General features: G+C 69.1%; 21 protein-coding genes. 11 read left to right on the plus strand and 10 right to left on the minus strand.

Translation table 11 applies throughout. The annotated features are described in order from the left end of the window. Positions 1-258: 258 nt before the first annotated feature. Positions 259-2,055, minus strand: a complete 1,797-nt coding sequence (gene metG, locus EIZ44_RS15105; RefSeq protein WP_167754135.1) for a methionine--tRNA ligase — start codon at positions 2,053-2,055, stop codon at positions 259-261. Positions 2,056-2,116: 61 nt separating this feature from the next. Between metG and EIZ44_RS15110 the strand changes: the two genes are divergently transcribed. The 5 genes from EIZ44_RS15110 to EIZ44_RS15130 all read left to right on the plus strand — a co-directional run bounded on the left by EIZ44_RS15110 (position 2,117) and on the right by EIZ44_RS15130 (position 6,543). Then, positions 2,117-2,701 (plus strand): PadR family transcriptional regulator, encoded by a 585-nt coding sequence (locus EIZ44_RS15110; protein WP_134729208.1) that lies wholly within the window; start codon positions 2,117-2,119, stop codon positions 2,699-2,701. A 93-nt stretch (positions 2,702-2,794) separates the two neighbouring features. Next, positions 2,795-3,793, plus strand: coding sequence for an ATP-binding cassette domain-containing protein (locus EIZ44_RS15115; protein WP_037811194.1), 999 nt, complete (start codon positions 2,795-2,797; stop codon positions 3,791-3,793). Next, positions 3,783-4,547 carry an ABC transporter permease gene (locus EIZ44_RS15120; protein WP_037811192.1) on the plus strand — a complete coding sequence of 255 codons (765 nt, stop codon included), beginning with the start codon at positions 3,783-3,785 and terminating at the stop codon, positions 4,545-4,547. The genes EIZ44_RS15115 and EIZ44_RS15120 overlap by 11 nt, the downstream gene beginning before the upstream one ends. 97 nt (positions 4,548-4,644) lie before the next feature. Next, the gene (locus EIZ44_RS15125; protein WP_037811190.1) at positions 4,645-5,259 is read left to right on the plus strand and encodes a glycoside hydrolase family 25 protein; all 615 of its coding nucleotides are present in this window, start codon (positions 4,645-4,647) and stop codon (positions 5,257-5,259) included. Positions 5,260-5,304: 45 nt separating this feature from the next. Further along, the gene (locus EIZ44_RS15130; RefSeq protein WP_134665086.1) at positions 5,305-6,543 is read left to right on the plus strand and encodes an aminodeoxychorismate synthase component I; all 1,239 of its coding nucleotides are present in this window, start codon (positions 5,305-5,307) and stop codon (positions 6,541-6,543) included. Here EIZ44_RS15130 and EIZ44_RS15135 read toward each other — a convergent pair. Further along, positions 6,540-7,499, minus strand: a complete 960-nt coding sequence (locus tag EIZ44_RS15135) for a quinone oxidoreductase family protein (protein ID WP_037811187.1) — start codon at positions 7,497-7,499, stop codon at positions 6,540-6,542. The two genes, EIZ44_RS15130 and EIZ44_RS15135, sit on opposite strands and share 4 nt — an antisense overlap. A gap of 176 nt (positions 7,500-7,675) precedes the next feature. On the opposite strand from EIZ44_RS15135, the gene EIZ44_RS15140 reads away from it, so the two are divergent. Continuing rightward, a complete protein-coding gene (locus EIZ44_RS15140) occupies positions 7,676-8,152 on the plus strand; it encodes a QsdR family transcriptional regulator (protein WP_205673157.1) in 477 nt (158 codons plus the stop codon). Positions 8,153-8,161: 9 nt separating this feature from the next. After that, a complete protein-coding gene (locus EIZ44_RS15145) occupies positions 8,162-9,283 on the plus strand; it encodes a TolB-like translocation protein (protein ID WP_205673158.1) in 1,122 nt (373 codons plus the stop codon). Between the two features lies 1 nt (position 9,284). Here EIZ44_RS15145 and rsmI read toward each other — a convergent pair whose 3' ends face one another. After that, complete coding sequence (rsmI, locus tag EIZ44_RS15150; RefSeq protein ID WP_134729212.1) at positions 9,285-10,124, minus strand: 16S rRNA (cytidine(1402)-2'-O)-methyltransferase; 840 nt, start codon at positions 10,122-10,124, stop codon at positions 9,285-9,287. Between the two features lie 54 nt (positions 10,125-10,178). Between rsmI and EIZ44_RS15155 the strand changes: the two genes are divergently transcribed. Then, the gene (locus EIZ44_RS15155; protein WP_037811184.1) at positions 10,179-11,747 is read left to right on the plus strand and encodes a dolichyl-phosphate-mannose--protein mannosyltransferase; all 1,569 of its coding nucleotides are present in this window, start codon (positions 10,179-10,181) and stop codon (positions 11,745-11,747) included. Here EIZ44_RS15155 and EIZ44_RS15160 read toward each other — a convergent pair. Continuing rightward, positions 11,698-12,477, minus strand: a complete 780-nt coding sequence (locus EIZ44_RS15160) for an AraC family transcriptional regulator (RefSeq protein ID WP_199817531.1) — start codon at positions 12,475-12,477, stop codon at positions 11,698-11,700. The two genes, EIZ44_RS15155 and EIZ44_RS15160, sit on opposite strands and share 50 nt — an antisense overlap. A gap of 55 nt (positions 12,478-12,532) precedes the next feature. On the opposite strand from EIZ44_RS15160, the gene EIZ44_RS15165 reads away from it, so the two are divergent. Further along, positions 12,533-13,099 carry a class I SAM-dependent methyltransferase gene (locus EIZ44_RS15165; protein ID WP_134729214.1) on the plus strand — a complete coding sequence of 189 codons (567 nt, stop codon included), beginning with the start codon at positions 12,533-12,535 and terminating at the stop codon, positions 13,097-13,099. 438 nt (positions 13,100-13,537) lie between these two features. Here the strand turns inward: EIZ44_RS15165 and EIZ44_RS15175 are convergent, their stop codons facing one another. After that, positions 13,538-15,259 carry a serine/threonine-protein kinase gene (locus tag EIZ44_RS15175; RefSeq protein WP_037811181.1) on the minus strand — a complete coding sequence of 574 codons (1,722 nt, stop codon included), beginning with the start codon at positions 15,257-15,259 and terminating at the stop codon, positions 13,538-13,540. Positions 15,260-15,476: 217 nt separating this feature from the next. Here EIZ44_RS15175 and EIZ44_RS15180 point away from each other — a divergent pair, with 217 nt between their 5' ends. Continuing rightward, complete coding sequence (locus tag EIZ44_RS15180) at positions 15,477-17,351, plus strand: propionyl-CoA synthetase (protein WP_134729216.1); 1,875 nt, start codon at positions 15,477-15,479, stop codon at positions 17,349-17,351. 481 nt (positions 17,352-17,832) lie between these two features. Continuing rightward, positions 17,833-19,407: a beta-N-acetylhexosaminidase gene (locus EIZ44_RS15185; protein ID WP_167754136.1), complete on the plus strand. Its 1,575-nt coding sequence runs from the start codon at positions 17,833-17,835 to the stop codon at positions 19,405-19,407. Here EIZ44_RS15185 and EIZ44_RS15190 read toward each other — a convergent pair. The 5 genes from EIZ44_RS15190 to adh all read right to left on the minus strand — a co-directional run bounded on the left by EIZ44_RS15190 (position 19,384) and on the right by adh (position 23,132). After that, positions 19,384-20,073 (minus strand): MOSC domain-containing protein, encoded by a 690-nt coding sequence (locus EIZ44_RS15190; protein ID WP_134729218.1) that lies wholly within the window; start codon positions 20,071-20,073, stop codon positions 19,384-19,386. The two genes, EIZ44_RS15185 and EIZ44_RS15190, sit on opposite strands and share 24 nt — an antisense overlap. A gap of 26 nt (positions 20,074-20,099) precedes the next feature. Continuing rightward, the gene (locus tag EIZ44_RS15195) at positions 20,100-20,600 is read right to left on the minus strand and encodes a hypothetical protein (RefSeq protein ID WP_134729220.1); all 501 of its coding nucleotides are present in this window, start codon (positions 20,598-20,600) and stop codon (positions 20,100-20,102) included. Positions 20,601-20,617: 17 nt separating this feature from the next. Further along, positions 20,618-21,097, minus strand: coding sequence for a hypothetical protein (locus EIZ44_RS15200; protein WP_134665105.1), 480 nt, complete (start codon positions 21,095-21,097; stop codon positions 20,618-20,620). A gap of 140 nt (positions 21,098-21,237) precedes the next feature. Next, positions 21,238-21,609 (minus strand): DUF779 domain-containing protein, encoded by a 372-nt coding sequence (locus EIZ44_RS15205; RefSeq protein WP_037811174.1) that lies wholly within the window; start codon positions 21,607-21,609, stop codon positions 21,238-21,240. After that, on the minus strand, positions 21,609-23,132 hold the full coding sequence (gene adh / locus EIZ44_RS15210; RefSeq protein ID WP_037811172.1) for an aldehyde dehydrogenase: 1,524 nt from the start codon (positions 23,130-23,132) through the stop codon (positions 21,609-21,611). Before adh ends, EIZ44_RS15205 begins: the two co-directional genes overlap by 1 nt. Between the last annotated feature and the right edge of the window lie 56 nt (positions 23,133-23,188).

The following is a 23,188-nucleotide window of genomic DNA, read 5'->3' on the forward strand; positions in this document are numbered from 1 at the left end:
CGACACACCCCACCCAGCCCTACTGAGAAAACCTCATTGGGGCGCTACCCCCACCACCCAACCGCAGCCGATGCACCCAACGAGCGAGGCACCCAGCCCTCCCCCGCACCCCGATACGAAGCCCATCTGCGGTTCGGGGGTGCTTGTCAAGGCATCTTTCCCGCCTTGACAAGCACCCCCGAACCGTCAGCACAATCAACCTTCGGGGTGCCCCACGCAACCAAAAGCCGATGTCGCCGCCAGGCGACGAGCCCCCAGTCAGTCAGTAACAATCGGAGCCCACTCAGGCCCAGTCTCCCCCAACTTCGGGTCCAGCTTCGCAAACAACGGCGTAGGCTTCGCCAACGGCCGCCCGACCTCAACCGGCTTCGACTCCCACCGAGCCTGCTCCCCGGCATAATCCCCGGTCAAAATAGGATTAACCCGATCCGGCACATCAAGATCCGGAACCTCCTGCAGCTCAGGCTGCGCAGCCCAAACCCCAGTCCCGCCAAGCGCCTCATGCACCTTCTGCGCCGAGTGCGGCAGGAACGGCGTCAGCAACGTATTAGCGTCACTAACCACCTGCAACGCCGTATGCAACACCGCATCCCGCCGATCCGGATCGTCCTTGAGCTTCCAAGGCTCCTGATCCGACAGATACCGGTTAGCCGCCGTAACCACCCGCATCGCCTCAGCCGCAGCCAACTTGAACCGCGACCGAGCAAGATGCCCGCCAGCCGTCTCAAACGCCTGCCGAGACAGCGCCTTCAACTCCTCATCCGCCGGAGCAGGCGCAGTCGGGGCAGGGATCGCCCCATTGTTCTTGTGCGCCATCGAGATCGACCGGTTGACGAGGTTCCCCCACTCGTTGGCCAGCTCGAAGTTGGTCCGCCGCACGAACTCGTCCCACGTGAAGTCCGTGTCCTGAGTCTCCGGCCCGGCCACCGAGATGAAGTACCGCAGCGCGTCCGGCCCGAATTCGCGCAGGAAGTCGTGCACGTAAATCACCGTGCCCCGCGAAGTCGAGAACTTCGACCCGCTCATGGTCAGGAACTCGCTGGACACGATCTCGTCCGGCAGGTGCAGCTTGCCGTACTTGCCCGGCTCGCCGCCGCGGTCGCCGTCGCCGTTCTGGCCGAGCAGCAGCGCTGGCCAGATCTGGGCGTGGAAGGTGATGTTGTCCTTGCCCATGAAGTAGTAGGCGCGCGCGTCGGGGTTGGCCCACCACTCCTGCCAGGCGTCCGGCGTGCCATTGCGGCGCGCCCATTCGACGCTGGCGGAGAAGTAGCCGATGACCGCGTCGAACCACACGTAGAACCGCTTGAGCGGCTGGTCGCGCCACCCGTCCAGCGGGATCTTCACGCCCCAGTCGAGGTCGCGGGTGATCGGCCGCGGGCGCATGTCGTCGATCAGGTTCTTGGTGAAGTTGAGGACGTTCGGGCGCCAGTCGGTCTTGGTGCCCAGCCAGTCGCCGAGGGTCTGGGTGAACGCGGGCAGGTCGAGGAAGTAGTGCTCGGTCTCGACGAACTTCGGCGTCTCGCCGTTGATCCGCGACTTCGGGTTGATCAGCTCGGCGGCGTCGAGCTGGTTGCCGCAGTTGTCGCACTGGTCGCCGCGCGCGCCGTCGTAACCGCAGATCGGGCAGGTGCCCTCGATGTAGCGGTCGGGCAGCGTGCGGCCGGTGGACGGGCTGATCGCGCCGCGGGTGGTCTTCGGGACGACGTAGCCGTTGCGGTTGAGCGCGAGGAAGATCTCCTGCGTGACCGCGGCGTGGTTGCCGGTGGTGGTGCGGGTGAACAGGTCGTAGGAGAGGCCGAGGCCGCGCAGGTCCTCGTCGATCTGGCGGGTGTACTTGTCCGCGGTCTGCTGCGGGGTCATCCCCTCTTTGTCCGCCTGGACGGTGATCGGCGTGCCGTGTTCGTCGGTCCCGGACACCATGAGCACCCGGTTGCCGGCCATTCGCTGGTAGCGGGAGAAGACGTCGGACGGGACGCCGAATCCGGACACGTGGCCGATGTGGCGGGGGCCGTTGGCGTAGGGCCAGGCCACCGCGGTCAACACAGGGGTGCTCATACCTGTTTAGCCTACGGATGCGCTCCAGGGCGTTTCCTGGCGGTCGGGGAAGGGAGAGCCGGTGTCGGCGACGCGTCTGCTGGTGCTCGGGGTCGTGCGGATGTTCGGCCGCGCGCACGGCTACCAGGTGCGCCGCGAACTGCTGTCGTGGTCGGCGGACAAGTGGGCCAACGTCCAGCCCGGTTCGATCTACCACGCGCTCAAGAAGATGACCGCCGAGGACCTGCTGGAGAAGATCGACGTCGAACCGGGCGACGGCGGTCCGGACCGGGTCGCCTACCGGCTCACCCCGGACGGCGAGCAGGAGTTCCAGACGCTGCTGGCGAAGGGCCTGTCCGATCCGAGCGCGAGCAACGCGGAGCTGTGCGCGGCGATCAGCCTGATGCCCGCGCTTCCCCGCAGGAACGTGATCAGCCTGCTCCGGCAGAACCTGATCCACTTCGAGGCCGAGGAACGCCGATCGCAGCTGGGCCTTGAAGACGACACCTGGAACAAGCCGCCGCACGTGTCCGAGCTGTTCCGGCTGTGGGGTGGGATCGCCAAGGCCAGCCGGGAATGGCTCACCGGGCTGATCACCAGGCTCGAGGCGGGCGAGTACGTGATGGCCGACGATCCGGGCTCGGCGTTCGGCCAGCCTGCCCAGTAATCAAATTTGACTAACTCGCTCTTGCTCGGGCACAGTGTGCGCGTCAACTAGTCAAGCTTGACTAGTTGATCTTCTGGGAGGAGAGGGGTTTCCATGATCACGGCACGCGGACTCGAGCGGCGGTTCCGCCGCAAGGGCCGAGCCGGTGGCGAGGTGCACGCGGTGAAGGGGGTCGACCTCGACGTCGAGGCGGGCGAGCTGGTCGGGTTCCTCGGCCCGAACGGGGCGGGCAAGACCACCACGCTGCGCATGCTCACCACCTTGCTGAAACCGACCGCGGGCACGGCGACCGTCGGCGGGCACGACCTGCTCACCGACGCGGCGGGGGTGCGCCGCAACATCGGGTACGTCGCCCAGGGCGGCGGGACCGCGCCCGAATCGCGCGTCGGCGAAGAGCTGGAGCTGCAGGGCAGGCTGTACCGGATGAGCAAGGCCGACGCGATCGCGCGCGGCAAGGTGCTCGCCGGCCAGCTCGACCTGACCGGGCTCGAACAGCGCGCCACGAAGACGCTGTCCGGGGGTCAGCGGCGCAGGCTCGACATCGCGCTGGGGCTGATCCACTCGCCAGGGCTGGTGTTCCTGGACGAGCCGTCCACCGGGCTCGACCCGCAGAGCCGGGCGAACCTGTGGGAGCACATCCGGCGGTTGCGCGCCGAGCAGGGCGTCACGATCTTCCTGACCACGCATTACCTCGACGAGGCGGACGCGCTGGCCGATCGGCTGATCGTGATCGACGACGGCCGGATCGTCGCCGACGGGCATCCGGACGCGCTCAAGGAGCAGGTCTCCGGCGACGGCGTCGCGATCGAGGTCGATCCGGAATCCGCCGCGGCCGCCGCGGACCTGGCTCGGCAGCTGCCCGGCGCGCACGAGTTCGCGGTGCGCGAGGGGTCGATCCGGTTCCGGGTGCCGCGCGGCGACACCGCGATGCCGGAGCTGCTGCGCGCGCTCGACGCCAAGGAAATCGCGACGACCTCGATGCAGGTCACGCGACCGACCTTGGACGACGTGTTCCTCGCGCTCACCGGACGCTCCCTGCGCGAGGCCGAGCAGCCCGCGCCGGCGGAACCGGAGGTGTCCGATGCTGCGTGACACCTGGCTGATCTTCCGTCGCGACATGGCGGCTGCGCTGCGGAATCCGGCGTGGCTGCTGATCGGGCTCGCCCAGCCGCTGCTGTACCTGTTCTTCTTCGGCCCGCTGCTGGTGAAGTCGCTCAGCGCGCAGGGAATGTCCGAGGTCGACGGCTGGATGGTGCTCACGCCCGCGCTGATCGCGCAGCTGGCGCTGTTCGGCAGTTCGTTCGTGGGCTTCGGGCTGCTGGCCGAGTTCCGGTCCGGCGTGGTCGAGCGGCTGCGCGTCACCCCGGTGCACCGGGCCGCGCTGCTGCTCGGGAAGGTGCTGGCGAACGCGTTGCAGGCGACCGTGCAATCGGTGCTGATCATCCTGCTCGCCTACCTGGTGTTCGACCTGAACGCGCCGTTCAGCGGCGTGCTGCTGAGCCTCGCGATCGTGTTCCTGCTCGCGCTCACGCTGGCGTCGTGCTCCTACGCGCTTGCGCTCACGCTCAAGAGCGAGGAGTCGTTCCCGGCGCTGCTCAACGCGGTGCTCATGCCGTTGCTGCTGCTGTCCGGGATCCTCATCCCGATCACCGCCGGACTGGCTCCGAAGTGGCTGTACACGATCTCGCAGATCAACCCGTTCCGGCACGTGGTCGACGTGGAGCGCAACAGCTTCCGCGGCGACTTCTCGATGGACGCGCTGTTCACCGGCAGCGTGGTCGTGCTGGTCATGGCCGTTTTGGCGATTTGGTGGGGAACGCGCACCTTCCAACGGGAAAACGCCTGATCAAAGCCCATCGACACGCCGGGAAAGGTCACCCCGCTCCGGAATTCCGGACGTAGGGTGGCCTTTCACCCGTCGTGGGGCTTGTCAGGGGTGCGAGGTGGCGGAACCGGAGAGTGGGCGCGGACTCACGCTCACTCATCGCGAGCAGGTGCTCGACTGGACGGCGGTGCGCGGCGCCGACGTGCGGTTCGCCTCGGTCACGATCAGTGAAAACGTCAACTGGAGCGATCCGGGCGCGGAGCGGATGCTCGCCGCGGCCCAGCACGCGGGCATCCACACCGGGGCCAGGCACTACGCCCGGCCCGGCGCGGTGCACGACCAGGCCGACCATTTCGTCCGGACGGCGAGCAGGCTCGGCGCGTTCGCGCCCGGATCGCTCGCCCCCGCGCTGGAGGTGGACGCGCAGAGCGTCGACGACCGGTTCGTGAAGGCGTGGATCAAGCACGTGCGGCACGCCGCGAAGATCAGCCGGGTGCTCGTGTACGCCGGGCACGACTGCTGGGCGCACCGGCTGCACCCGGACCGCTGGGCCGATTCCGAGGTCGTGCTCTGGCTCGTGCGGCACAACGGCATCCCCGGACGGCCCGGCTGGTTCCATTCTCGGCTCGGGCTGCACCAGCACGCCTTCGCGCCGGACGTGCCCGGAGTCGACGGACCCGTGGCGCAGGACGCGGTGGTGTATCCGTTCGCCCTGTCCGATGTGCTGCTCTGATCACCTTCTCCGCTGGTCACCGCCGGTTTCCGGCACAATGGCGCGATGCGTTTCCAGCGGCTGCGGACCGACCTGACCCCTTCTCGGGCGCTCGTTCTGCTGTCCGCGTACGCGCGGGCGCACGGCCTGCCCGAACCCGCCGCGGTGTGCGGGAACTGGTTCGGATCGCGCGCGGTGGTGGCGCCGTTCGTGTCGGTGACTCCGCGACCGTTCCCGTCGGCCTTTTCCGCCTCGGGGCCTTCGGGCCGGATCGGCGGCGGGTGGTTCGGATTTCTGGCTTACGACCAGGCCGATCCGTCCGGCCGCTCCACCGGGGTTCCAACGTCGGCCTGGGGCTGGGCGGATCACGTGCTGCGCTGGGACGCGGCGGGCGGGTGCTGGTTCGAGTCGCTCGAAGGCGACGCGGACGCACAGCTCGCCGTGGTGGAACGTGCGTTGGCCGGGTCCGCGGAGTTGTCGTGGTCCGCTAGTGCGCTGGACCGGCCGTCCGGGCACGAGCAGGCGGTGAAGGCGTGCGTGCACGAGATCGAGGCCGGCGAACTGTTCCAGGCGAACGTCTGCTCGCGGTTCACCGGGACGTTCGAGGGCTCGCCCGCCGCGCTGTTCGCCGAGGGAGTGCGGCGGCTGGCTCCACAGCGGGCGGCTTACGTCACCGGTGAATGGGGTTCGGTGGTTTCGCTGTCGCCGGAGCTGTTTTTGGAACGCCACGGCCGCCGCGTGCGGTCGTCGCCGATCAAGGGCACGCTGCCCCGTCGCGGCCCGGCGGACGACGGGAACGCATCGCGGTTGCGGCAGTCGGCGAAGGACGTCGCGGAGAACGTGATGATCACCGACCTGGTGCGCAACGACCTCGGGCGGGTGTGCGAGGTCGGCAGCGTCGTGGTGCCGGAACTGCTCGCGGTGCACCCGGCTCCCGGGGTGTGGCATCTGGCGTCCACTGTGGAGGGTGCGCTCGCGGACGGGGTCACCGATGCCGGGTTGCTGGCGGCGACGTTCCCGCCGGGGTCGGTTACCGGGGCACCGAAGATCCGGGCGCTGGACCTGATCGCCGAGCTGGAACCGGCCGCGCGCGGCGTGTACACCGGCGCGGTCGGGTTGCTGTCGCCGTTGGCGGGGCTGGAGCTGAACGTGGCGATCCGGACCTTCGAGATCGCCGAAGGCCGGATCGCGCTGGGGGTCGGCGGCGGGATCACGGCGGACTCGGACAGCGCCGCCGAGTGGCAGGAGTGCCTGCACAAAGCGGCGCCGTTGGAGTCCCTGCTCGCCAGCCCCCGGGAGTGCTAGCGCCGCGGGTCGAGCAGCAGTTTTCCAGTCGTGCCACGGGAACGCAGCGCTTCGTGGGCCTTCCGGGCGTCCGCCAGCGCGTACTCGCCGCCCGCGATCGCGCGGAGCTTCCCGTCCAGCACCATGGTGAACAGATCGGCCAGCGCGGTACCGAAAACGTTGCCCGGCAAGCGGAACACGTGCGGCAGCCACATCCCGGCGACGGTCGTGCTGTGGCCGAGCAGATTGCGCAACTCGATCGGCTTCGGCGAGCGGCGGCCGGCCATCCCGTAAAACACCAGACGACCGAACGGGGCGAGCGCGGCGATGCTCTGGTCGGTCGTCGTGCCGCCGACCATGTCGAGAACGATGTCGACCCGCTTGCCGCCGTTGGCTTCCCGCAGGACTTCGGTCATGTTCTCGGCACGCGAATCGACCGCGACGTCCGCGCCGAGTTCGATCGCCAGCTCGCGCTTTTCCTCGCTGCTCGCGGTCGCGATGACGCGACCCGCGCCCCACGCGTTCGCCAGCTGCACCGCGATCGACCCGACCCCGCCGGCCGCGGCGTGCACGACCACGGTCTCGCCGGGCTCGAGGTGGGCGTTCTTGCGCAGCATGATCCACGCGGTCGCGCCCTGGACCAGCATCGAAAGCGCGTTGAGGTCGTCGACGCCGTCCGGCACCGGGAAGGTCATGGCTTCGTCGGCCGCGACGCGCTCGGCGTACCCGCCGCCGTCGTTGAGCAGCGCCACCACGCGCTTGCCGTCCGCCGTGCGCCCGACGACCTCGCCGCCCGGCACGAGCGGCAGTTTGCTCGGGGCGAGATACGAGTTCTCCGCCTGATGCGTATCCGCGTAATTCAGCCCGACGCGGTCGACCTCGATCAGCACCTGCCCCGGCCCGGCCACCGGATCGGGCAGCTCGACCGGCTTCAGCACCTCGGGACCGCCGAACTCGGTCACCTGCACAGCACGCATCTTCGCGGCTCCTCTCGCTCTTCGTGAGACATTCTGCCATATGTCTCACCGATGGAACACTTTCTGCTAACGTCTCACTCATCGACACGCCACTGTCCACCCGAACCTCGCGACCCGACGCCGTCGCGGCCTTCCGCCTCGCCCGCGCCCGGTTCCTCGCCGGAGACCGCGTCGACATGCGCGACCTGGCCGCCGACCTCGGCGTCAGCCGCGCGACCCTGCACCGCTGGGTCGGCAGCCGCGATCATCTGCTGAGCGAAATCCTGTGGGCGGAGACGTCCTCGGTGCTGGATAACGTCAGTTATGCAGGCCGCGGCGGAGACGGCATCGCGGAGGCGATCGGGGCGTTCGTGCGGACGGTCAACGCTTCCTCGCCGTTCCGAGCCTTCCTGCGCCGGGAGCCCGAGCGCGCGCTGCGGTTGCTGACGACCAAGGCGAGCTTGGTGCAGTCGCGGACCATCGAGAAGGTGCAGGCGTTGCTGTCCGACGAGGTCACGGCCGGGCGGCTGGAGTCTCCGTTGCCGGTAGCGGATCTGGCGTATCTGCTGGTGCGGGTCGGCGAGTCGTTCATCTACACCGACGCGATCACCGGCGAGGAGCCGGACGCGGAGAAGGCCTTAATAGCGGCCAAAATGCTGTTGCGCAGTCGCTAAAGTCTTCTGGTGACCGCTGTCCAGGCCATCGCCCGGATCCCCGCCGCTTCGATCGGCGAGCTGGTATCCCATCCGAAACTGCCGCTCGTCGCCGGGATCGACCAGGAGCGGCCCGCGGTGCATCTCTACTACGCCGAGAAAGTGCTGCGCGAAATCGGCGCGGTGGGGGCGGATTCCGCGGAGTACGGGAAGTTCGGCCGCTGGCCCGTCGTCGCCTGGCATCCGGAACGGCCGGAACTGGTCGTGCCCGGCAGCGGGGAAACGGTGCGCTGGACCCGGAACGGCACCTCCGTGCTGGATGTCGCCGTCTCTCTCGACGTGGCGTTCAGCCCGGACGGCCAGTCGCTGTGGACCTCGCCGACCCCACCCGAGCGCTACGACCGTTCGGACGTCATCGATCTCGACACCGGGGCCGTCACGCCTGCCCCGATGTGGGACGGCGGCATCGCCGCGCATCCGGCGGGAGGGCTGATCGCCACGAAGCAAAGCGACCAGGGCGCGAGCTTCGTGCTCTTCTCCCGTCCAGGCGACCGGCTGCGGTTCCTGGACCGGGCGCTGATTCTGGAGTCCAACTGCTGGGGCCTTCCGGTCTTCAGCTCCGACGGGCGGTACCTGGCGATTCGCGGCAACACCTACGAACACCAGGTCCTGGTATTCGAGTTCCCTTCGCTGCGCCGAATCCTGAAGACCTCGCTCAAAAGGTATTCCATCTCGTCCCAGCTCACCATCGCCTTCGGTGCACGGCCCGGCGCACTGTGGATCGGGACACCGTCCGGCACCTTGCTGGAGGTGGACGTCGAGCGCGACCGAACCAAGAAGCACAAACTGCTCCGCTCGGCAGTGACCGCGCTGGCCGCGACGTCGAACGGCGACCTCGTGGTCGCCGGAGACGGCGAACTCGCACTGGTGCCCGTTCCTTCTCCCCGCACCGTCGCGGATCCGGCCACCGTCGCCGAGTTCCTTGCCAGCACCAAGGAAATTCCCGACGACGGCCTGACGGAAGACCACGTCGTGCACACCGACGGTGTCGGCACTTGGCGGCCGGAGGAACTGGCCACGATCACCAAAACCGCGCCGGGCGACCCGCACTGGCTGCGGCTTCTAGCCGAAGGCAACGCCCGGAGGAGCTGACTCACTTCCGAGCCGCGAGCACCGCCGCGTAAAGCTCTTTTGTAGACACCCCAGCCGCACCGGCGACCTCGGCCGCGACAGTCTTCAACCGCTCCCCCGAAGCGACCCGGTCGGCCACTTCCGGCACCAGGTCCGACACGGACGCCTGCCGAGGCGTCGCCCCCTCCAGCACCACCGAGATCTCGCCGCGCACCCCGTCCGCTGCCCACTCGGCAAGTTCCGCGAGCGTGCCGCGTTGGACCTCTTCGTACGTCTTCGTCAGCTCCCGGCACACTGCGGCTCGCCGCGAACCGCCCAGTGCGGCGGCAGCGTCCGACAGCAGGGAAGCGATCCGGTGCGGCGATTCGAAGAACACGACGGTCCGGCGTTCGCTCACTAACTCCGCGAACCACTTCGACCGCTCGCCGGGCTTGCGCGGCGCGAAGCCCTCGAAGCAGAACCGGTCGCACGGCAGCCCCGACAACGCGAGCGCCGTCGTCACCGCCGACGGGCCGGGGAGGCAGGTGATCGGCAGGTCCTCCTCGACGCAAGCGGCCACGAGACGGAAGCCCGGATCGGACACGCTCGGCATCCCGGCGTCGGTCACCACCAGCACCGTCTCGCCCCCGTGCAGTGCCTCCAGCAGCTTCGGCAACCGGGCGGTCTCGACGTCTTCGTAGAAGCTGACCACCCGCCCGGTTGGCGACACGCCGAGCGCGGAAGTGAGCCCGCGCAGGCGCCGGGTGTCCTCGGCCGCGATCACGTCCGCCGAGCCCAGCGCCTCGATCAGCCGGGCGGACGCGTCGCCGGGATCGCCCAGCGGGGTGGCGGCGAGGACGAGCCGTCCGGGCGCAGAAGTCATGGCAGTCAGCCTAACCAGACGCCACCGGTGGATCAGGCCGTACTATCGGGCCCCGTGACCGCGCTGCTGACCCGTGCCGACGACGAGAGCGTGCGGCCGGACCCGGTCGACGCGCGCCGTCCCCCGACCGACCGCGAAGCCACCCTGCTCGGCCGGGCCATGCCCGCCGACCGGCTGCGCGGCTGGATCGTCACGATCGTGCTGACCGTGATCGGCGGCGTCGTCCGGCTGCAGAACCTTGGCCTGCCCACTGACCACGGCAGTCCCGTCTTCGACGAGAAGCACTACGTGCCCCAGGCCGCGCAGATGCTGCGCAACGGCGGGTACGAGGACAACGCCGGGTACGAGCTGATCGTGCACCCGCCGCTGGCCAAGGACTTCATCGCCTTCGGCGAGTGGCTCTTCGGCTACAACGGCTGGGGCTGGCGGCTGATGTCGGCGGTGGCAGGCACGCTGATCGTGCTGCTCACCGTGCGCGTCGCGCGCCGGCTGACCCGCTCGACGCTGCTCGGCGGCATCGCGGGCGTGCTGGTGATCTGCGACGGCGTGCTGCACCTGCAGTCGCGGATGGGGATGCTGGACATCTTCATCGCGTTCTTCGTGCTCGCCGCGTTCGCCTGCGTGCTCTGCGACCGCGACCAGGTGCGGCAACGGCTGGCCGTCGCGGTGCGCGAGGGCTGGATCGGCGAATCGCAGTGGGGGCCGAAGCTCGGCTTCCGGTGGTGGCGGTTCGCGGCCGGGCTGATGATCGGCCTGACCTTCGGCGTCAAATGGTCGGCGCTGTACTACATCGCGGCGTTCGGCCTGCTCACCGTGTTCTTCGACGTCGCGGCCCGGCGCGCGGCGGGCGTGCAGCGGCCGTGGGTCGGGACGATCCGCCGCGACGTCGCGCCCGCGCTGTGGGCGATCCTGGTCGTGCCGGTGCTGATGTACCTGGCGGCGTACTGGGCGTGGTTCGCCAGCGAGACCGCGACCGACCGGCACTACACCGAGATCAAGAACCTCGACCCGGGCATGTTCGGCTGGATCCCGCCCGCGCTGCGCTCGCTCGGCAGCTACACCGCCAACGTGCTGCATTTCCACGAAACCCTGCTGACGCCCAAGGACAATCCGCATCCGTGGGAGTCGAAGCCGTGGACCTGGCCGATGGGCCTGCGGCCGATGCTCTACTACTACGACGGCGACGTCACCGGCTGCGGCGAATCGCGCTGCCTCGGCGCGACGATGCTGATCGGCACGCCCGCGATGTGGTGGCTGGCCGTCCCGATGCTCGGCTGGGGCCTGTGGCGCTGGTTCTTCCGCGCGGACTGGCGCTACGCCGCCGTGCTGACCGGCTACTTCGCCGGCTACCTGCCCTGGTTCACCAACATCGACCGGCAGATGTACTTCTTCTACGCCACGCCGATGGCCCCGTTCCTCGTGCTCGGGCTGGTGCTGGCGCTCGGGCAGATCCTCGGCAGCGCCAAACGCGGATTCGAACGCCGGGGCACCGGTCTGCTCGTCGTCTCGCTCTACGTCGGGCTGGTGGTCGCGAACTTCGCCTGGCTGTGGCCGATCCTCAACGGAATCCCGATCACGAACGCCCATTGGCAGGCGGAAATGTGGCTGCCTTCGTGGCGCTGAAGTAAGCGCCCGGCGGCACCCCCACCGCCCGGCGGAAGGCGGCGACGAACGCGCTGGCCGTCGCGTACCCGACCCGGTGCGCGACGGTCGTCATCGGCGTTCCCCGCGCCAGCAACGGCAACGCCGCGCGCAGCCGGGCTTGCGTGCGCCAGGTCCCGAACGTCATCCGGCAGTCGCGGACGAACGCACGGGCCAGCGTCCGCTCGCTCGCGCCGACTTCGCGGCCCAGCTCGGCCAGACTGCGCGAGTCCGCGGGGTCGGCGAGCACCGCGTCGGCGACGTCCCGCGCTCGCGGATCGGCGGGCGCGGGGACCACGATCGGCGCTACGTCCATCGGCTCCAGCAGATCGAACGCGACGGCTTCGGCGCGGCGTCGGGCGGCGTCGCTGATTCCGTCCGCGGACAGGTGCTCCAGCAGCTCCCGCAGCAACGGCCGGACGATGACGATTCGCGGGGACGGCCAGTCGACCGGGCACTGTTCGGGATCGGCGTAGATGCCGCGCAGTTCGACGTTCCCGGCCGCGCCGGTGCGATGCCGGACCCCGGCCGGGATCCAGAGCGCGCGCGTGGACGGCAGCACCCACTGCGCGTCGCCGACCATCACCGCGGCGACCCCGCGCGCGGCCCAGACGAGCTGGTGCGCCGGATGTTCGTGCCAGGGGAACCAGGCTCCGGGCGCGATCGGGAGGTCGCCGAGCAGCATCGCGCCGGTTTGACCGTACTGCGACATGAGGTGGCAGCCTATCGTCTTCCGGTCAGCCAGGCTCGTCCCTAGCGTCGGGGCCATGCCGATGAACCTGATGCACCGCAAGCTCTGCAGCTCGGAAAAATGGGCCGCCGCGGTCGCCGAGGTGCTGCCGGACTGGCTCGCCCGTTTCGAGTTGGGCGACGACGTGCTCGAAATCGGACCGGGTTTCGGGGCCACCACGAGGGTGTTGATCGACGCTCTCCCACGGCTGACCGCGCTGGAAATCGACCCGGCGTCGACCCGGTTGTTGCGGGAGAAATACGGGGACCGGGCGGACATCGTGGAGGGCAGCGGCGCGGAAATGCCGTTCGAGGACGGCCGGTTCTCCGGGGTCGTGTGCTTCACGATGCTGCACCACGTGCCGACCGACGAGCTGCAGGACCGGACCTTCGCGGAGGCGTTCCGGGTGCTGCGGCCTGGCGGCACCTATTGCGGCGTGGACAGCCAGCTCAGCTTCGGATTCCGGCTCCTGCACCTTGGAGACACGATGAACGTCCTCGACGCGGGCACGCTGCCGGGGCGGCTGGCGGCGGCCGGGTTTGAGCAGGTGCGGGTGGGGATCGAGCGCAAGCGGCTGGAGTTTTCCGCGGTGAAGCCGTCGTGAGCGGCTGCGCCGGTTAGAACCGGCTGCTGAGTCTCAGGACGTCGCGGACACTGACCGGCCTGTCGGCGTGGTGACCATGGTCTTTGTGGTGATCATGCGGCGACGGGCAGAGCAGGGTTTTCGATGGGATCCTGAGTTCGTCGCCGCGGTCGCCCGGGCGGCTCACGGCGATAAGGTCAACGTGGTGCGGTTCTGCCGCGAGCACGGCCTGTCCCGGGACGCGCACCTGGGCCGGACACACCGCCACCGTCTACTGGCAAGGCGACCGCGTCACCGTCATGACCGGTGGCACCCTCGTCCGCCAGCTCACCCTCGGCAGATCAGTACGCTACCAACGCCTCACCAGCCAAAGACTGTCCGGAAAGTCCTGAGACTGGCCTGTCCGTGAGGTCCTGAGACAGGACAGCCAGTTAGAACCGGACTAGCCGCTCACGAGACTCAGCGGGACGACCGGCGCGGCACGATCTGCGTGACCGGCCCGTCCAGTGCCTTGCCCTGCCTGCTCAGCCAGCCGTCGACCTCGCGCCGCACCGAGTTCAGTGTCGGGCGGCGGCGCGGCTCCGGGTCCAGCGACGCCGCCAGGATCCGGGCGTGCACCGAACGCTGCGGCAGGTGCGTGACCGGATCGGCTCGCGCCGCGGCCATCAGCGCGGCCATCGGCGTCTCGCGGGTGCCGCGCGGCGGCTGGCCGGACAGCGCGTAGCTGACCGTGGCGGCGAGCTGCCAGGCGTCCGACGCCGGGCTCGCCGGGGAACCCATCGCCTGCTCCGGGGCGACGAAATCGGGCGTGCCGATCATCATCCCGGTGGCGGTCATCTTCGAGTCGCCCTGGCTGCGGGCGATTCCGAAGTCGATGAGGTGCGCGATGCCCGCCGGGTCGAGGATGACGTTGGACGGCTTCACATCGCGATGCAGCACGCCCCGCTCGTGCGCGGCGACCAGCGCGCCCGCCATCGTGGACCACAGTCGGCCGGCGGCGACGTCGTCGATCGGGCCCTGTCCGTCGACCACCTCGGCGAGCGGGCGGCCCTGCAGGTACTCCATGACGAGCGCGAGCCCGTCCGGCTCCTCGACCAGGTCGTACACGCGGACGCAGTTGGGGTGGTTCACCACGGCCAGCGCCCGCGCCTCGCGCTGCATGCGCTCCTCGGTGTCGCGGTCGGGCGCGTGCGCGATCTTGAGCGCGACAGTGCGGTTGAGCTGCGTGTCGACGGCTTCCCAGACCGTGCCGAACCCGCCGTGCCCGAGCTGGCGGACGCGCCGGTACCGGCTGCTGCCCGCGTTGCGCGAACCGGGCGGCGGCGGGATCGCGCCGGGCGCGGCGGCCAGCATCCCGGCGGGCGGCGGCTCCGGAGCGGACGCCAGCGCGGTGGCCGGGTACTGCTTGTTCTGCGGCGGCGGAGGCGGCGGCAACTGCTCCCGGCGCGGCGGAGGCGGCGCGGCGGGCGGTTCGTCGCGGCGCGGCTCCGGCCGGTTGATCACCGACCACGGCGGCGGGCCGACCAGCGCGACCGGGATCAGCCCCAGGATGCTGAACGGCAGGAACCCGAGCCAGAAGTGCACGGCGGTGTTGGCCGACATGCCCGAGCTCGCGACCGCCATGACCACGAAGGGAATCCAGAAGAACCGCGACGGCCACTTCGGCCCGCGGCGGAACGCGGTGCGCGCCTGCAGCATCACGAACAGCAGCGAGCCGACCGGCAGCACGGTGAAGGCGAGCAGGTACAGCGCGTACGACAGCTTGAGGCCGCGCGGGTAGAAGAGCGTCTCGAAGACGTTCGGCCCGCCGCCGAGGTAGGTCTTCTGCACGCCGATGAACGAGCAGTAGTTCGTGCTCAGCTTGGCGGTTTCGGAGGCGGACAGCCCGCTCACGCCGCCCGCGTTGGCCGCGCGGAAGGTCTCCGAGATGCCCGAGGCCATCAGCCACGGCAGCACCAGCACGCTGACCACGCCGATGAGCCCGAACACGGTGAGCGTCGTCGCGTCGTACCGGTTGCCGGTCCCCTTGCGGACGATCGCCACGATCAGCGCCCCGGCCGCCGGGAAGAGCGCGACGAGCGCACCCGCTGTGGTCGTCGCCCACACCCAGTCGCCGGGGCAGAACCCCGGGCCGAACAAGGTGTGCGCGAGCGAGAGCAGCGCGCTCGCGATTCCGCTCACCGGCTGGTTCCCCTCACTGTCAGTGTCGTCTTGGTGCCGCTGCGCGGCTGTTCCCCACGGTCCAGCTTAGGACGCACACGGCCTTCGCGGGGTTGCCGGGTCGCGCCGGGATCGTGATCCACTGCATCGTTCTCGCCTGACCTCGCTGACCTGCGTTCCGCCGGGGGAAAGGCCATCATGAGGGCAGATTCGGCCGTCGGAAGTCAAAGGAGACCTCGTGGGCGCGTACACCGAGACGTATCGACGCAGTCTGGACGACCCCGAGCGGTTCTGGCTCGAAGCGGCCCGGGCGATCGACTGGACGCAGCGGCCCACCCGCGCGCTCGACTCGTCCGCCGCGCCGTTCTACCGCTGGTATCCCGACGGCGAACTGAACACCTCCTACAACGCGCTCGACCGGCACGCGGACGGCGGCCGCGGCGCGCAGGACGCGCTGATCTGGGATTCGCCGGTCACCGGCCGCAAACGCCGCTACACCTACGCCGAGTTGCGGGACGAGGTCGCGACCTTCGCCGGCGCGCTCGCGTCGCTCGGGGTCACCCGCGGCGATCGCGTGATCCTTTACCTGCCGATGATCCCGCAGGCCGTCATCGCGATGCTCGCCTGCGCGCGGATCGGCGCGGTGCACTCCGTGGTGTTCGGCGGGTTCGCGCCGAAGGAACTGGCCGCGCGGATCGAAGACGCCAAGCCGAAGCTGATCCTCGCCGCGTCGTGCGGGATCGAGCCGACGCGGGTCGTCGAGTACAAGCCGATCATCGACGCCGCTCTCGAGACCACCGAGCACCAGCCGGACCACGTCGTGGTGTTCCAGCGCGAGCAGGCGCGCGCGGAACTGTCCGGCACCGACCTCGACTGGACCGAACTCGTCGCCGACGCCGACCCGGTCGACCCGGTTCCGGTGAAGGCGACCGACCCGCTGTACATCCTCTACACGTCCGGCACCACCGGGCGGCCGAAGGGCGTGGTCCGCGACGCGGGCGGGCACGCGGTCGCGCTGGCGTGGTCGATGGGCGCGCTGTACGACGTCCACGCCGGGGACGTCTGGTGGACGGCTTCCGACGTCGGCTGGGTCGTCGGGCATTCGTACATCGTCTACGCGCCGCTGCTGGTCGGCGCGACAACCGTGCTGTACGAAGGAAAACCCGTCGGGACCCCGGACGCGGGCGCGTTCTGGCGGGTCATCTCCGAGCACGGCGTGCAGGCGCTGTTCACCGCGCCGACGGCGTTGCGCGCGGTCAAGAAGGTGGACCCGGACGCGGACGAGCTCAAGAAGTACGACCTGTCCCGGTTCCGCACCCTGTTCATGGCGGGCGAGCGGCTCGACCCGGAAACCTACCACTGGGCGCACGACATCCTCGGCACGCCGGTCGTCGACCACTGGTGGCAGACCGAAACCGGCTGGCCGATCGCGGCGAACCCGCGCGGACTCGAACCGATGCCGGTCAAACCCGGGTCGGCGACGAAACCGGTGCCCGGCTGGGACGTGCGCATTCTCGACCAGGCAGGCGAGGAACTCCCGGCCGGCCGCGAGGGCGCGATCACGCTGAAACTGCCGCTGCCGCCGGGCTCGCTGCCGACGCTGTGGGGTGACGACGAGCGCTACCGCGAGGCGTACCTGTCGCGCTACCCCGGCTACTACCTGACCGGCGATTCGGGATACCTCGACGAGGACGGCTACCTGTTCGTCATGGGCCGCACCGACGACGTGATCAACGTGGCCGGACACCGCCTGTCGACCGGCTCGATGGAAGCCGTGCTGGCCTCGCACCCGGCGGTCGCGGAGTGCGCGGTGATCGGGGTCGCGGACCAGCTGAAGGGACAGGTGCCGCGTGGTTTCGTCGTGCTGAAGTCCGGGGTGGACGTGCCCGAGGAGCAGTTGCGGGACGAGTTGGTGGCGCTGGTCCGCCGGGACATCGGGCCGGTGGCGGCGTTCCGGGACGTCTCGGTGGTCAGCGCGTTGCCGAAGACGCGCTCGGGGAAGATCCTGCGCAAGACGATGCGCGGGATCGCCGACGGACGCGACGAGGCGGTTCCGTCGACTATCGAGGATCCGTCGGTGCTCGACGCGTTGCGGGCGATTCTGCGACCCTGAGGACCGACACGGAGAGGTTTTCTCAGCAGCGCGGTGTGTGGCGGGTTCGCGGTGGCGGTGTTTGCCGGGCGCTGCGGGCACCGGCCGCCGAGCCGCGCCGGACGGTTTCACTCCCGCTGAGTCCGTGAAGGGCTCCTTGAGGGAATCTGATTCCCGCAAGGAGCCCTTCACGGACTTCGCCAGCGCGTGCCAGCCCCACGAGCGCGGTGCGTGAAGCTGTCCCTAGCCGATGGGCGGGACCCGCCGCACACCACAGCTGCTGAAAACCCCCAATGCGGCATTGGGTGCATGCGACGCACCCAATGCGGCGTTCGGTGCGTTCGGTGCGTCCAGCGCACCCAATGCGGCATTGGGGCGCCGCAGGCATCCCGGCGAACGGGACATCAGGTGCCAGCCGACCCTTTCGGGCGTTGTCAGCCCGCCCGGAGTGGTCTATACCTCTTGGAGTCCGCCTTCTCCGCGACGCGACCGGAGGTATGCCGTGAGGAAGACCCTGTCCAGGGCCGTGCTTGGGGTGACCGTGCTCGGGCTCGCCGCGGTGGGAGTGCCCGGGCCGGCCGCGGCGAGTCCCGCGCCCAGTGAACGGCAGGTCACCGACCTCGTACCGGTCCCGGTGCATGCCGTGGCGAAGGCGGACGCCACCTTCCGGCTCACTCCGCTGACGGTGATCCGCGCCGGGCACGGCACCGGCGACGTCGCCGGGTACCTGCGCGGCCTGTTGCGGCCCGCGACCGGGTTCCCGCTGCCGGTCGTCCCGGTGAGTCCGGGGCTGTCCGCGATCTCGCTCGACCTCGGCCACGCCGACCCGCGCGTCGGCGACGAGGGGTATCAGCTCGACGTCACGAAGAACGGCGTCCGGCTGCGCGCCAACACCTCCGCCGGGCTGTTCACCGGCGTCCAGTCGCTGCGGCAGCTGCTGCCGTCGGCGATCGAGGCGAAGACCGTGCAGCACCGCGCGTGGACGATCGCCGGCGGCAGCGTCCTCGACTACCCGCGCTTCGCCCACCGCGGCGCGATGCTCGACGTCGCGCGGCATTTCTTCACGCCGACGCAGGTGAAGAAGTACATCGACCAGATCGTCCAGTACAAGATCAACACGCTGCACCTGCACCTCAGCGACGACCAGGGCTGGCGCATCGAGATCAAAAGCTGGCCGCGCCTGGCGACCGAAGGCGGCAAGACCGCGGCCTACGGCGACCCGGGCGGTTACTACACGCAGGAGCAGTACCGCGACATCGTCGCCTACGCCGCGAGCCGGCACGTGACGGTCGTGCCGGAGATCGACATGCCCGGACACACGAACGCCGCCCAGTCGGTGTACGCGGAGCTGAACTGCGACGGGGTCGCGGTCCCGCCGCGCACCGACATCGAGGTCGGGTACAGCTCGCTGTGCATCAATTCGCCCACCACGTACCGATTCGTGGAGGATGTGATCCGCGAACTCGCCGCGATCACGCCCGGCAAATACATCGGCATCGGCGGCGACGAAGCACATTCGACACCCGCCGCCGACTACAAAACCTTCTACGAGAAGGTAAGCCCGATGGTCGCCAAGTACGGCAAGCTGATCACCGGCTGGCACGAAATCGCGAAGACTCCGTTGCCGACGTCCGCCGTGCCGCAGTACTGGGACCAGGGCGGCCCGAACGAGGACGTGGCCGCCGCCGCGGCGCGCGGGAACAAGTTCGTCATGTCGCCCGCCAACCACGCGTATCTCGACATGAAGTACACGGAATCGACGAAACTGGGCCAGGATTGGGCCGGTCTGGTCGAAGTCCGCGACGCCTACGAATGGGACCCGGCGACGCTCGTTCCCGGGGTCGAGGAGAAGTCCGTGGCCGGGGTTGAAGCTCCACTGTGGACGGAAACCATCCGGACCAACGACGACATCGAGTACATGGCCTTCCCGCGCCTGCCCGGCGTCGCGGAAATCGGCTGGTCGCCGCGAGCGTCCCGCACCTGGGACGGCTACCGGGACCGCATCGCCAAGCAGGCACCGCGCTGGGAGGCGCAGGGAATCGACTTCTACCGCTCACCCCAGGTCGACTGGAAGTAACCCCTTCGCCCGGTCCACTTTGGACTTGATCCCGTTGCGATAGCTTTCGGGCAGCGCGGTCGACGTCAGCACGCGCTCGGCCAGCGCCAGCATCGGCGCCGGGTCGGGCAACTGCGCGTAATTCGCCGAAGCGACTAGGAAGGTCTCCGCGACGGTCGGTCCCTCGGCCCGCTCCACGACCTCGAGCGGACCGGCCGTCGGGACCGTGCCCGGCCGCAGCACGCGCAGGTACCAGCCGCAGCGATTCGTGCTGATCATCGCGGGAACGACGTCCTTGCGGCCGGTCCGCATCGCGAGCTTGAAGCACGGGTGCCGCGGCTGGGCGATCTGCACGAGCGCGTCGCCCCAGGCCCAGACGTCGCCGATCCGCGCGTCGGTCTCGAGCGCGCCTTCGACGGACAGGTTCTCGCCGAAGTCACCGTGCGCCACGGAGAACCCTTCCGCGGTCCACACCGAGTAGTGCTCGATCGGGTAGACGTAGACGGCTTTGTCGGGCCCGCCGTGCACGGAGAGGTCCGCTTGACGGTCACCGGAGAGGTTGAGTTCGGACAGTGCCAGCTCTGGAGCGGTGACCCGGGTTTTCCGGATGGCGCTCAGAACGGGCTGGTCCCGCTGGTGGCCGAGGACAGTCGGCTCGCCTGCGTAGACGTCTTTCAGCGACAGCATGGGATGAACCTAGCAAGGGGTCCCGACTATTTCGACGGGTCCGGGAAGCCAGAGGTCAGACTGCGCGCGTAGACCGTCTCCTCGCTGCCCGGCTTCACGAATACCGAGAATTTCGCGTGGTACGGCGTCTCGAGGTGGGTGTACAGGTCAGCCTTCGCCTTGGGATCGTACGCCCAGCCGAACTGCCGCATCTCGTCCGCGTCGAACGGAGGCCGCGGCTCGGGGTCACTGACCGGCCACTTGCGGGTCGGATTCGCCGGATCGTCGCCGTACTGCTTCAGGAACTTGTCCACGCAGGACTTCGACGCGACAAAGGAGAACGCGAGCCGTTCGGTGAGCCTGGGCTGGACGTCGAAATGGAACTCCTTGACCGGACAGGACGGCAGCGTCATCTGGAACCTGGCCGAGGCTTCTTCCCAGCTGACGCCGTCCTCACTGCCCGGATACGCCCGCGGGTCCGGCTGGCCACCGCATCCGGCGACTACCGCGACGGAAAAGAGAATCGCGGCTATCGATTTCTTTGTCATTTTCCCTGCGGCGATTACTAGTTCGGGTAACCGGTCGTCAGACTATAGGCGTACACCGTCTCCTCGGCACCCTGTTTGACGAACACCCAGAACGACGAGCCATTCGGTGTCCGGAAACCGTGGTACAGAGCGGAGCGCTGCTTCAAGTCATAGGTCCAGCCGTATCGCTCCGACTTGTCCGCTCCGAACGGCGGAAAGTTGTCGTCCCGAGGCCATTTCAGCCCCGGGTGAGCAGGGTCCGCACCGTACTTCGTCAAAAAGCCGTCCACGCAGGAATTCGCGGCCTCGAAAGTGAAAATGAGATGGTCCCGAAGCCGGGGCTGCACGTCGAACCGGAAAGCCTTGGTCGGACACGACGGCAACGCGATCGCGTACCGCGCAGCAGCCTCTTCCCAGCTCACTCCGTCCTCGCTGCCGGGATACGCCCGAGGATCCGGCGGCCCGCTACACCCGGCCGCCACCAGGGCGAGAAGAACGACAACAGCAGGCTTCTTCAACACTTCTGCTCGCAGAAATCAGTCAACCCCCGAACCACAAGGAAGCTTAATGGCGCGCTCAACCAGCCGTCAACAAACAAACGGCGGCACCCGGTGAGCGGGAAACACTCACCGGGCACCGCCGTAGCGGACCTGTCCGGTTATCCGTTCAGCTCAGCCGACTCCTCGTCGCTGAGCAACCGGGACCGGATCAGGAACCGCACCCCCTCCGGAGCCTCCAAAGAGAACCCGCTCCCCCGTCCCGGCACCACGTCGATCGTCAGGTGCGTATGCCGCCAGTACTCGAATTGCGGACCGGACATCCATACCGGCACCGCGTCGATGCCCTCCACCGTCAGGTCGCCCAGATGGACGTCGCGAGCTCCGACCCGGAATTCGCCGGCCGGGTAGCACATCGGGGCGCTGCCGTCGCAGCATCCGCCGGACTGGTGGAACATCACCGGTCCGTGGACTGGCACCAGCCGCCGCAGGAGGTCGGCGGCGGCTGGGGTCAGGTCCACCCGCTGCGGCATCAGAAGAAGCCCAGCGCCTGGTCGGAGTAGGAGACCAGCATGTTCTTCGTCTGCTGGTAGTGGTCCAGCATCATCTTGTGGTTCTCGCGGCCGATGCCGGACGCCTTGTAGCCGCCGAAGGCCGCGTGTGCCGGGTAGGCGTGGTAGTTGTTCACCCACACGCGGCCGGCCTGGATGTCGCGGCCCGCGCGGTAGGCGGTGTTGCCGTCGCGGGACCAGACGCCGGCGCCGAGGCCGTACAGGGTGTCGTTGGCGATCTTCAGCGCGTCGTCGTAGTCGTCGAACTTCGCCACGGACACCACCGGGCCGAAGATCTCCTCCTGGAAGATGCGCATCTTGTTGTCGCCCTCGAACACCGTCGGCTGGACGTAGTAGCCGCCGGACAGGTCGCCGCCGAGGTCGGACTGCGCGCCGCCGGTCAGGACCTTCGCGCCCTCCTGCTTGCCGATGTCGATGTAGGACAGGATTTTCTCGAGCTGGTCGTTCGAGGCCTGCGCGCCGATCATCGTCTCGGTGTCGAGCGGGTTGCCCTGCTTGATCTTCTTCACGCGCTCGACCGCGTCGCCGAGGAACCGGTCGTAGATGCCGGACTGGATCAGCGCGCGCGACGGGCAGGTGCAGACCTCGCCCTGGTTCAGTGCGAAGAGCGCGAAGCCCTCCTGCGCCTTGTCGTAGAACGCGTCGTTGGCCGCGGCGACGTCGTCGAAGAAGATGTTCGGGCTCTTGCCGCCCAGCTCGACCGTCACCGGGATGATGTTTTCGCTGGCGTACTGCAGGATCAGCCGCCCGGTGGTGGTCTCGCCGGTGAACGCGACCTTGCGCACGCGGTTGCTCGACGCGAGCGGTTTGCCCGCCTCGACGCCGAAGCCGTTGACGATGTTCAGCACGCCCGGCGGGATCAGGTCGCCGATGATCGACAGCAGCAGGTGGATCGACGCCGGGGTCTGCTCGGCGGGCTTCAGCACGATCGCGTTGCCCGCGGCCAGCGCCGGGGCGAGCTTCCAGACGGCCATCAGCAGCGGGAAGTTCCACGGGATGATCTGCGCGACGACGCCCAGCGGCTCGTGGAAGTGATAGGCGACGGTGTTGTCGTCGATCTGCGAGATGCCGCCCTCCTGGGCGCGCAGCGCGCCGGCGAAGTAGCGGAAGTGGTCGATCGCGAGCGGGATGTCCGCGGCGAGGGTCTCGCGGACCGGCTTGCCGTTCTCCCAGGACTCGGCGACCGCGATCTTCTCGAGGTTCTGCTCCATCCGGTCGGCGATCTTGAGCAGGATGTTCGCGCGCTCCTCGGGCGAGGTGCGGCCCCACGCGGGCGCGGCGCCCTCGGCCGCGTCGAGCGCCCGGTCGATGTCGGCCGCCGTCCCGCGGGCGATCTCGGTGAAGGTCTTCCCGGTCACCGGGGTCGGGTTCTCGAAGTACTGCCCGCCGGCCGGCGCGACGTATTCGCCGCCGATGTAGTGGTCGTAGCGGGTCTCGTAGTCGACGACGGAGCCGTCGGTGTTCGGTGCGGCGTATACGGCCATCTTGCCCTGCCTCGTTGCTGGTCGGTGACGGTCGGCGGCGACCGTAGGCCGGGCAA

The organism is Amycolatopsis nivea, assembly GCF_004522235.1.
GTDB lineage: Bacteria > Actinomycetota > Actinomycetes > Mycobacteriales > Pseudonocardiaceae > Amycolatopsis > Amycolatopsis nivea.